The 10,742-nt window shown below is 56.6% G+C and carries 8 protein-coding genes; all 8 read left to right on the top strand.

Features of this window, described 5'->3' with window-relative positions; translation table 11 throughout:
* The first annotated feature begins 159 nt into the window (after window positions 1-159).
* The 8 genes from dppB (at window position 160) to bcsB (ending at window position 10,733) form a co-directional block, all read left to right on the top strand.
* Complete coding sequence (dppB, locus tag RTY00_RS01480; RefSeq protein WP_008104614.1) at window positions 160-1,179, top strand: dipeptide ABC transporter permease DppB; 1,020 nt, start codon at window positions 160-162, stop codon at window positions 1,177-1,179.
* A gap of 9 nt (window positions 1,180-1,188) precedes the next feature.
* On the top strand, window positions 1,189-2,091 hold the full coding sequence (gene dppC / locus RTY00_RS01475; RefSeq protein ID WP_008104612.1) for a dipeptide ABC transporter permease DppC: 903 nt from the start codon (window positions 1,189-1,191) through the stop codon (window positions 2,089-2,091).
* A gap of 12 nt (window positions 2,092-2,103) precedes the next feature.
* Window positions 2,104-3,090, top strand: a complete 987-nt coding sequence (gene dppD, locus RTY00_RS01470) for a dipeptide ABC transporter ATP-binding protein (RefSeq protein WP_008104610.1) — start codon at window positions 2,104-2,106, stop codon at window positions 3,088-3,090.
* Window positions 3,080-4,087 carry a dipeptide ABC transporter ATP-binding subunit DppF gene (dppF, locus tag RTY00_RS01465; RefSeq protein WP_008104607.1) on the top strand — a complete coding sequence of 336 codons (1,008 nt, stop codon included), beginning with the start codon at window positions 3,080-3,082 and terminating at the stop codon, window positions 4,085-4,087. The genes dppD and dppF overlap by 11 nt, the downstream gene beginning before the upstream one ends.
* 474 nt (window positions 4,088-4,561) lie before the next feature.
* Window positions 4,562-5,236 (top strand): cellulose biosynthesis protein BcsO, encoded by a 675-nt coding sequence (gene bcsO / locus RTY00_RS01460; protein WP_312663187.1) that lies wholly within the window; start codon window positions 4,562-4,564, stop codon window positions 5,234-5,236.
* Complete coding sequence (bcsQ, locus tag RTY00_RS01455; RefSeq protein WP_061719335.1) at window positions 5,227-6,027, top strand: cellulose biosynthesis protein BcsQ; 801 nt, start codon at window positions 5,227-5,229, stop codon at window positions 6,025-6,027. Before bcsO ends, bcsQ begins: the two co-directional genes overlap by 10 nt.
* Window positions 6,028-6,081: 54 nt before the next feature.
* Window positions 6,082-8,187, top strand: a complete 2,106-nt coding sequence (gene bcsA / locus RTY00_RS01450) for a UDP-forming cellulose synthase catalytic subunit (RefSeq protein WP_008104601.1) — start codon at window positions 6,082-6,084, stop codon at window positions 8,185-8,187.
* Window positions 8,184-10,733 carry a cellulose biosynthesis cyclic di-GMP-binding regulatory protein BcsB gene (gene bcsB, locus RTY00_RS01445; RefSeq protein ID WP_312663186.1) on the top strand — a complete coding sequence of 850 codons (2,550 nt, stop codon included), beginning with the start codon at window positions 8,184-8,186 and terminating at the stop codon, window positions 10,731-10,733. Before bcsA ends, bcsB begins: the two co-directional genes overlap by 4 nt.
* Window positions 10,734-10,742 lie beyond the last annotated feature (9 nt).

The raw sequence follows: 10,742 nt of genomic DNA, 5'->3' as shown, positions 1-10,742 counted from the left end.
CTCGGGCGGCACCTTCGCCGCCCGTATTCCGCTCTTTTTTTCCGGCAAATTCTAATATTGAAGCGCTTCTTGCGTCGCGTCTGCCCCTGGCGGGCTGCGAGTGTTGAGCAATGTTGTCCCCGGCGGTAACGCTGTGGGAAATGTCAGAGAACCAGGCTTATGCTGCAATTCATACTCCGACGTTTGGGCCTTGTCATCCCAACGTTCATCGGTATCACATTATTGACCTTCGCGTTTGTCCACTTGATCCCCGGCGATCCGGTACTGATCATGGCCGGCGAACGCGGTATCTCTCCTGAACGTCACGCGCAATTGATGGCGCAATTTGGCCTCGATCAGCCGATGTGGAAGCAATATCTCACCTACATCAACGGCGTCTTGCACGGTGACCTCGGTATCTCGCTGAAAAGCCGTATCCCAGTCTGGGACGAATTCGTACCACGCTTTAAAGCCACGCTGGAACTGGGCATCTGCGCCATGTTGTTCGCCGTGGCGGTTGGTATTCCCGTTGGCGTGCTGGCTGCAGTAAAACGCGGCTCGATCTTCGATCACACCGCCGTAGGTATCTCGCTCACCGGTTACTCAATGCCGATTTTCTGGTGGGGCATCATGCTGATCATGCTGGTCTCGGTGCAGTGGAACCTCACGCCGGTCTCCGGGCGCGTCAGCGACACCATCTTCCTCGACGACAGCCATCCGCTCACCGGCTTTATGCTGATTGATACGCTGTTCTGGGGCGAAGAGGGCGATTTCAAAGATGCGGTGATGCACATGATTTTGCCGGCCATTGTGCTCGGCACCATTCCGCTGGCGGTGATTGTGCGTATGACGCGCTCCTCAATGCTGGAAGTGCTGGGTGAAGATTACATCCGTACTGCGCGCGCCAAAGGCCTGACGCGTATGCGTGTGATTGTGGTGCATGCGCTGCGTAACGCCATGCTGCCGGTCGTCACCGTAATCGGTTTGCAGGTCGGTACGCTGCTGGCCGGTGCGATTCTGACCGAAACCATCTTCTCGTGGCCAGGACTTGGTCGCTGGCTGATCGAAGCGCTGCAACGCCGTGACTATCCGGTAGTGCAGGGCGGCGTGCTGCTGGTGGCGATTCTGATCATCGTGGTCAACCTGCTGGTTGATCTGTTGTACGGCGTGGTCAATCCACGTATCCGTCATAAGAAATAAGGGGGAATCATGTCTGCTGTTGATCCCGCAAGCGTAACTGCTGCACCCAAGCCGATGACCCCGTTGCAGGAATTCTGGCACTACTTCAAACGTAACAAAGGCGCGGTAATCGGCCTGGTTTACATCGTTCTGATGCTGTTGATCGCGGTCTTCGCTGATGTGCTGGCACCGCACGCACCGGCCGAGCAATTCCGCGATGCCTTGCTGCATCCGCCAGTCTGGCAGGAAGGCGGCAGCTGGAGCTACATCCTCGGTACCGATGACGTGGGCCGCGATGTGCTGTCGCGCCTGATGTACGGCGCGCGCCTGTCGCTGCTGGTCGGCTGCATGGTGGTGGTGCTGTCGCTGATTCTCGGCGTGATATTTGGCCTGATGGCCGGCTATCTCGGCGGCGTGGTTGACGCCATCATTATGCGTGTGGTCGATATCATGCTGGCGCTGCCAAGCCTGCTGCTGGCATTGGTGCTGGTGGCGATCTTTGGTCCGTCGATTGTTAACGCCTCGCTGGCGATTACCTTCGTCGCCTTGCCGCACTATATCCGTCTGACGCGTGCTGCGGTGCTGGTTGAAGTGAACCGCGATTACGTCACCGCTTCGAGCGTGGCGGGTGCCGGTACGCTGCGCCAGATGTTCATCAATATTCTGCCTAACTGCCTGGCACCGCTGATCGTGCAGGCATCATTAGGATTCTCCAACGCCATCCTCGATATGGCGGCGTTGGGCTTTCTCGGTATGGGGGCGCAGCCGCCAACGCCGGAGTGGGGCACCATGCTCTCCGACGTGTTGCAGTATGCGCAAAGTGCCTGGTGGGTGGTGACATTCCCTGGAGTGACCATTCTGCTAACGGTTCTGGCATTCAACCTCATGGGCGATGGTTTGCGTGATGCACTCGACCCGAAACTCAAGCAGTAAAGAGGCACCGAGATGGCGTTATTAAATGTAGACAAACTATCGGTGCATTTCGGCGACGAAAAAACACCGTTCCGTGCGGTTGACCGCATCAGCTATCAGGTCGAGCAAGGCCAGGTTGTGGGTATTGTTGGTGAATCTGGCTCGGGCAAATCCGTGAGTTCACTGGCGATTATGGGCCTGATTGATTATCCCGGCCGCGTAATGGCGGAAAAACTGGAGTTCAATCAGCGCGACCTGCAGAAAATCTCCGAAAAAGAGCGCCGCCAGTTGGTGGGCGCAGAAGTAGCGATGATTTTCCAGGACCCAATGACCAGCCTCAACCCGTGCTACACCGTGGGTTTCCAGATTATGGAAGCGCTGAAGGTGCATCAGGGCGGCAGCAAACGTACGCGTCGTCAGCGCGCGATTGATCTGCTCGATCAGGTGGGCATTCCCGACCCGGCATCGCGTCTGGATGTTTATCCGCACCAGCTGTCGGGCGGTATGAGCCAGCGCGTGATGATCGCGATGGCGATTGCCTGCAAACCAAAACTGCTGATCGCCGATGAGCCGACTACCGCACTCGACGTAACCATTCAGGCGCAGATCATCGAACTGCTGCTGGAGTTGCAGAAGCAGGAGAACATGGCGCTGATCCTGATTACTCACGATCTGGCGCTGGTGGCCGAAGCGGCACAGCACATCATCGTGATGTATGCCGGACAAGTGGTGGAAAGCGGTAAAGCGGTGGATATCTTCAAAGCGCCACGTCATCCGTATACGCAGGCGCTGCTGCGCGCGCTGCCGGAGTTTGCCGCCGATAAAGCGCGTCTGGCCTCGCTGCCTGGCGTGGTACCGGGTAAATACGATCGCCCAACCGGCTGCCTGTTAAATCCGCGCTGCCCGTATGTGACCGATCGCTGCCGCCGCGAAGAGCCGGAGCTGCGCGACATTCCGGGCCGTCAGGCCAAATGTCACTTCCCACTGGATGATGCCGGGAGACCGACTTATGAGTCTTGATAACGATAAGCAGGATTACCTGCTGCAGGCGATTGACCTGAAAAAACACTACCCGGTGAAGAAAGGTCTGTTTGGCCAGGAACGTCTGGTAAAAGCGCTGGATGGCGTCTCGTTCAATCTCGAACGCGGCAAAACGCTGGCGGTGGTGGGTGAATCCGGCTGTGGTAAATCCACGCTGGGCCGCTTGCTGACCATGATTGAAACCCCGACCGAAGGCCAGCTGTTCTGGCACGGTCAGGATCTGCTAAAACATGATCCGCAGGCGCAGAAACTGCGTCGTCAGAAAATCCAGATCGTGTTCCAGAACCCGTACGGTTCGCTCAATCCGCGTAAGAAAATCAGCCAGATTCTGGAAGAGCCGCTGGTGATCAACACCTCGCTGACCAAAGCGGAGCGCAAAGAAAAAACGCTGGAGATGATGGCGAAGGTTGGCCTGAAAACCGAGCATTACGATCGTTATCCGCACATGTTCTCTGGCGGCCAGCGTCAGCGTATTGCGATTGCGCGTGGCTTGATGCTCGATCCGGATGTGCTGATTGCCGATGAGCCGGTCTCCGCGCTCGACGTTTCGGTGCGTGCGCAGGTGCTCAACCTGATGATGGATTTACAGCAGGATTTAGGCTTGTCTTACGTCTTCATCTCGCATGACCTGTCTGTGGTGGAACACATCGCCGATGAGGTGATGGTGATGTATCTCGGCCGCTGCGTTGAGAAGGGCAGCAAAGAGGCGATCTTCAGCAATCCGCGCCATCCTTACACGCAGGCGCTGCTGTCGGCGACACCACGTCTAAACCCGGACGATCGCCGCGAGCGCATCAAGCTCACAGGCGAATTGCCGAGCCCGCTCAATCCGCCGCCGGGCTGTGCGTTTAACGCGCGCTGCCGTCGTCGTTTTGGCACCTGCGTTCAGCTGCAGCCAAAGCTGAAGCAGTATGGCGATCAGCAAATCGCCTGCTTCGCGGTGGATCAGGATGAGAACCAGCCGGTGGGCGTGTAATAAATTACCGCTATAAATGAATGAAGGCTCCTGCGGGAGCCTTTCTTTTATCCTTAATACATCAGATTAATTAACGACAAAACGTGTTATCGCCAAAGCCACGCAAAAAGCATTACGCCACTGCATCTGTGATCAATTGGTCCTGATTAGGACTTAAAGCGTAAAGGCAAATTCTTATTTGCGTCAGGATTGCGTGAGCGACATCACAATGAAATAAAATCCATAACTTGCAGCGCAGTAGAGAAAATTCAGTAGCTTAGGTTAAAATCCCCTGCGTAATTATTTCTGTTAATTGATACTAATTAATACCCGTCAATAAATAACTGCACGCTTCTTGCATGCCCGTTTTTTCAATCTTAAAGATAGAATTCTTTTGTTGAATGCGGCGTTTTAATAATCAGATTTGTCTCACCGTCTTTTAATGTGTGTGATATATTCGCGGAAAATTCCCTCCTGCTTTTACAGGCTCTGATCATGAAGAATTACGACGATCTGCAGCGTTTTAAAGAGAAAACACAGACGCTTGATATCGCTTTTAAGGATATGTCCGGTCAATCGCATGAAGCCGATCAAAGTCAGTGGGCGTTACTGCGTCAATTGACCACCGATCAAGAGCCTGAATTAGGAAGCGGCCAGCGCATTGATATGCCGCAACCGCATCCGATTCGCGGGGATGAATTTAGCGCACCGCCCGAGCCTGCTCAGGCTGCACCTGCCAGCCCGCCACGAGGATCGATTCTTGACAGCCTGAACGCGCCTGCCGCCGCCCAGCCGGAGACCGGCTCATCGCTGTTTCCGCCCGCGCCGTCGGCTAAGCCGGTGTCGTCTGCTACGCCATTAGCGCCAAAAGCCACGCTGGTAGAGCGCCAGGCCACAACTTCACTGTTTCCGCCGGCCAAACCTGTCGCCGCACCCGCCGCACCAATTGCTCAGCCTGCTGCTGTTGCCGCGCCTGCACCGGCAGCGCCAGCGCCAATCGCGCCAGCCCCTGCGCACACCTTTGCCGCTGCGGTTGAACCGGCACGTCCGGCAGCGCCAGCACCGTCTCGCTTTGGTGCGCTGTTCCGTTCGCGTCCCGCCGAGCCCGCTAATTTGTCAAAAGAAACACCGTTAAAACCGCTACTGGAGAAGATTGCGCTATGCCGTTAGTTTGTGTGTGCTCGCCAAAAGGGGGAGTAGGGAAAACCACCATGGCGGCCAACCTTGCGTGGAGTCTGGCTCGCGCTGGCAGCAAGGTATTGGCAATCGATTTCGATGTTCAGAACGCCTTGCGCCTGCATTTCGGTGTACCGCTGAATGATGGTCGCGGCTTTGTCGCGCGCTCTGAAGATCAGGCCGACTGGAGCCAATCGATTCTGACCACCGGCGGCAATATTTTCGTCATGCCTTATGGCGAAGTCAGCGAAGAGCAGCGTGAACGTTTTGAAGAGAACCTGGTAAAAGATCCGCACTTCCTGAAGCGCGGTCTGGACACAGTATTGAATTATCCGGGACTGGTGATTATCGCCGATTTTCCACCGGGGCCGGGTCCAGCGCTTAAAGCAATGCAGGCACTTGCCGATATGCATTTAGTGGTGATGTTAGCGGATACCGCGTCGGTCTCTTTACTGCCGCAAATTGAAAATGACCGCATGATTGGTCAGCCGCTAAATAATAAGCGTGGTCATTATTTTGTGCTTAATCAGAGCGACAATCGCCGCAATATTAGCCGTGAAGTTACCGCTTTTATGCAGCAGCGCCTGGGTGAGAACTTATTAGGCGTGGTACATCGTGATGAAAGTGTCGCGGAAGCCAATGCCTCGCAACAATCTGTTTATGATTTCAGCCCAGCTTCCGCAGCTGCGTTTGATATCGAATTAGTGGCAAAACGCGTAGCCAATATCCTGAATATCACCGTGGGCAACGGCGAAGTTCAGGCACCTATTCGCAGCCACTATTAATAATGAGGCCGTCTCCGGCCCCATAATAACAACACAGCTTCTTCAGGGTGAATCATGAGTAAACTCGGGTTTTACCTGCTGCTGCTGGTGCTTGCACCGGTGGCGGCGGTAATCGTCATCACGCCTATGGACAGCCAGAAGCAATATATATTTGGCTTAATCAGCATCGGCATGATGTTTTTACTGGGCTTCAGCAAAAGCCGCAAAATAACTATCGTCATGGTTATCCTTTCCGCGCTGATGTCGACCCGATATATCTGGTGGCGCACCACGGAGACGCTGCAATTTAATTCTGAGATTGAAGCGATTCTCGGTATCGGCTTATATCTGGCCGAACTGTACGTCTGGCTGATCTTAATTCTTGGCTTCCTGCAAACCACCTGGCCATTAAAACGCACCATTGAACCCTTGCCGGATGATACCAGCCTGTGGCCAACGGTTGATGTGTATGTTCCAACCTACAACGAAAGCCTCGATGTGGTGCGTGATACCGTGCTGGCGGCGCAGTGTATTGATTACCCGCGCGACAAGTTGAAGGTCTATTTGCTGGATGACGGTAAACGCAGTGAATTTGCGGTATTTGCCGCTGACGTCGGCGTGGGTTACATCACCCGAGACGACAACAATCACGCCAAAGCCGGTAACCTCAACCACGCCATGAAGATCACCAAAGGTGAGCTGATTTGCATCTTCGACTGCGATCACGTGGCTACGCGCACCTTCCTGCAGGCGACGGTCGGTCCGTTCCTGAAAGATCCGAAGCTGGCGCTACTGCAAACCCCGCACTACTTCTATTCGCCGGATCCGTTCGAGCGTAACCTGCGCGCGGCGCGCAGCATCCCGAACGAAGGTTCACTGTTCTACGGCCCGGTACAGCAGGGTAACGATAACTGGAACGCCACTTTCTTCTGCGGCTCCTGTGCGGTGATTCGCCGTAGCGCGCTGGAAGAGATCGGTGGTTTTGCCGTAGAAACCGTAACGGAAGATGCGCATACCGCACTGAAAATGCAGCGTCTCGGTTGGGGCTCGGCCTTCCTGGCGATTCCGCTGGCGGCCGGTCTGGCCACCGAGCGTCTTGGTCTGCACGTGGTGCAGCGTAACCGCTGGGCGCGCGGCATGACGCAGATCTTCCGCGTCGATAACCCGCTGTTTGGCCGTGGATTGAAGTGGCAGCAACGTCTGTGCTACCTCAACGCCATGCTGCACTTCCAGTTCGGCTTGCCGCGCGTGGCGTTCCTGACGGCACCGCTGGCGTATCTGCTGTTTAACCTGAATATCATTCACTCATCCGCATCGCTGATTTTCGCCTACGTCTTGCCGCATCTGGTGATGTCGCTCTACGTCAACTCACGAATGAACGGCAAGTTCCGTTACACCTTCTGGGGCGAGATCTACGAAACCGTGATGTGCTTCCACCTCGTTATCCCCACGCTGCTGACCATGCTGGCACCGAAGCGCGGCAAGTTTAACGTAACGGATAAAGGCGGCCTGCTCGATCAGGGCTTCTTCGACTTCCACATCGTTCGTCCACACGTGATTGTCGCGGTGCTGCTGTCGATTGGCATCATCGCTGGCGTGGTACGTGCGACAGCGCATGACTACTTTGGCGTCGATCCTTACGTTATCGCCCTCAACGTCGGCTGGGCGGTGTTCAGCCTGATTATTCTGATGGCGGCGATTGCCGTGGCGCGTGAAACCAAGCAGGTGCGTAAAACCATCCGTATTGAAGTGCAGATTCCGGCGGTGATTCACTACGCGAGTGGGATTTCGTCGCGCACGAAAACCAGCGATCTGTCGATGGGTGGCGCGCAGCTGGATGCGCCGGACAATCGTCACGAACACGATGAAATTGAAGAGATCGATCTGCTGCTGAAATCGGGCACCATCACCATTCCGGTGAGCAAAATCTCCGGTGATGAAGAGAGCATTCGTCTGCGCTTTGGCGATATGCCGCTGTCGCGCCGTCGTGAATTGGTGCGCGTGGTGCTGGCGCGTGCGGATGCGTGGATTCAGCCGGAATATAAGCAAGACAATCCACTGGTTTCGCTTGGCACCATTATTCGTACCGTCTTTGAGCTGTTCTGGCTGACCTGGAAAGATCGCCGTGAGAAGCGTAAGCGTGACAACCAGCCCGCCGCAAAAGAGGACAGCGCTGCATGAAGAATTTGACGCAAACGTTGCTGGCAAGCTCGCTGGCAACGGCGCTGCTGCTTGCGCCTGCGTGGGCCGAAACCCCGGCGGTCACTCAGGATAGCGGCGCGCTTTCTGACGTGCCGCCGCCGCAAGGTATTGAAAGTGCGGCCGATCAACAGCTGCAACAGGCGGCAGGCGCGGCACCTTATGCGCCAGTAGAAACTGCACCAGAAACCGCTCCGCAAACCGCACCGGAAGCGGCACCACAAACCGCACCGACAACGGTAAATGAAACACCTGCTGAACCTGCGGTAAGCGAACCGGCGCCAGCAGCCGCACCTGAAATGGTGCTGCCAACGGTGACGCCAACCGCACCGGCGGTGATGCCAGATACATCTTCCGCCACGCTTAACCAGCCGATCAGCAGCACCGTTTCGGTGGCGCAGATGGGCCAGCCGCGCGGCATCACATTGACCGGTGGCCAGCTGCAATCCGGTATCGTGTTCACGCTGCCCAGCGATGAAGTGATCACCAACGCGCGCCTCAATCTGTCGCTGCGCGTCTCGGCGGCTCTGGCAGCACGCAACACTTCGCTACAGCTGATGCTGAATGGTCAGCCGCTTGGCACCTTGCCGCTGGGCTCCAGCGATAGCGATGTCAGTGATTACCAGCTGGATATTCCGGCGGCGATGGTGGTTTCGAGCAACAACCTCAGCTTCAAGATTAACGATGCCGACAAGCTGCTGTGTGAGAAAGAGAGCGCGCAGCAGTATCAGGTATCGATTCTGCCGAAAACCACGCTGAGCCTCGAAGGCCAGCAGCTGAACATCGGTACCAGCCTGCGTAACTTCCCGCGTCCGTTTATCGATGCGCAGCGCATGACGCCCGCGAGCGTCACCTTTGGCTTTGCCGCCAATGCCGCGCCGGACAGCATCAGCGCCGCCGCGCTGGTGGCATCGTGGATGGGCATTCAGTCGGATTATCGTGGCATCCGTTTCCCGGTGGTGCGCGGCGATCTGCCGGAACACAACGGCATTCTGATCGGCCATCCGGGCGACAAGATTGGCACCGTAACCTTGCCAGCCACCAACAGTCCGCTGCTGCAGGTGATCGATAACCCGAACAATCCGGTCTACAAATTGCTGCTGGTGGTCGGGGCGAATGACGATCAGCTGCGTCAGGCCGCTAACCGTTTAACTACTCAGCCGCTGGCGACCGATGCCAGCAGCCTGAACGTGCAGCCGCAGCCGATTGGCGTGCGTAAGCCGTACGATGCGCCGCGCTGGATCAACACCACGCGTCCGGTGCGTCTGAGCGAACTGCTGCGTAAAGATCAGAGCCTGACCACCACCGGCATCTGGCACGATGCGCTGAGCGTCAACTTCCGCGCCGCGCCGGATCTGTTCCTGTGGGATGGCGATACCATTCCGGTGGAGCTGCACTATCGCTTCCCATCGGAAAGCTGGATTGACGAGAACAACTCGTTCCTCAACGTGATGATTAACGGCACCTTCCTGCGCAACCTGACGGTAAATAAAGTCGGCTTGCTGGAGAGCGCCTGGCATCGCCTGGGCGGCGACGCGCGTCAGGAGCATTACACCCTGAAACTCGAACCGTACCTGATATACGGTGACAACCAGCTGGCGCTCTACTTCAACATCAAGCCGAAAGCGGATGCACCGTGCGGCGTGTTGCTGAATAACAACATCAAGAGCCGTATTGAAGAGGATTCGTGGATCGATCTGAGCCACACGCGCCACTTCACCATGCTGCCAAACCTCTCTTACTTTGTGGGCGCCTCGTTCCCGTTCTCGCGTCTGGCGGACTTCTCACAGACCACGCTGCTACTGCCGGAACAACCAAGCGATGCGGAGATCGCCACGCTGCTGGATATGGCCTCCCGCGCCGGTAACGCCACCGGCGTACCGCTGCTGCAAAACCAGGTGCTGTTTGGTCTGCCAAACGGCGGCACCAACATGACGCGTCTGCAACAAAGCGATCTGCTGGCGGTGAGCACCACGCAGAACAACGACTTCAACCAGGCGATGCTGGCCAACACGCCATTTGATACCAGCGGCAACACGCTGGGCGTGAAAGAGCCGACCACCTGGGACAAACTGCGTGGCTGGCTGACCGGCGACTGGTATCGCCAGCAGCTGGATGCCGATCGTTACTTCTCCTCCAACGAAGCGTGGCGCGGCTTTGTCAGCTATCGCTCGCCGTGGAACCCGGATCGTTTAGTGGTGATGACGGTGGCGACCAGCGATCAGCAACTGCTGCGCCTGCATGAAGACCTGAATTCCGCGCGTATCAACGCCGGTATTCGCGGCGATACCGCCATCATCACCGATGAGAACGGCATTCGCAGCTTCCGCGTCGGCCCGCAATTCCCGAGCGGCGAAATGCCGTGGTACATGATGGTGGTGTGGTATGCCAACCAGCACTCGGTGCTGATGGCGCTGGCGGCGCTGCTGCTTTCAGCGTTGGTCGGCGGCGGTGCATGGGTGATGCTGAAACGTCATGCGTGGCGTCGTCTCAACCCAAAAGTTGATAGCAAGTCCGGCAAGAAGTAAGGATAAAAA

The sequence above is a fragment of the Pantoea sp. CTOTU49201 genome, assembly GCF_032054795.1.
Lineage (GTDB): Bacteria > Pseudomonadota > Gammaproteobacteria > Enterobacterales > Enterobacteriaceae > Pantoea > Pantoea symbiotica.
This window is presented reverse-complemented; position numbering and strand designations above follow the sequence as displayed.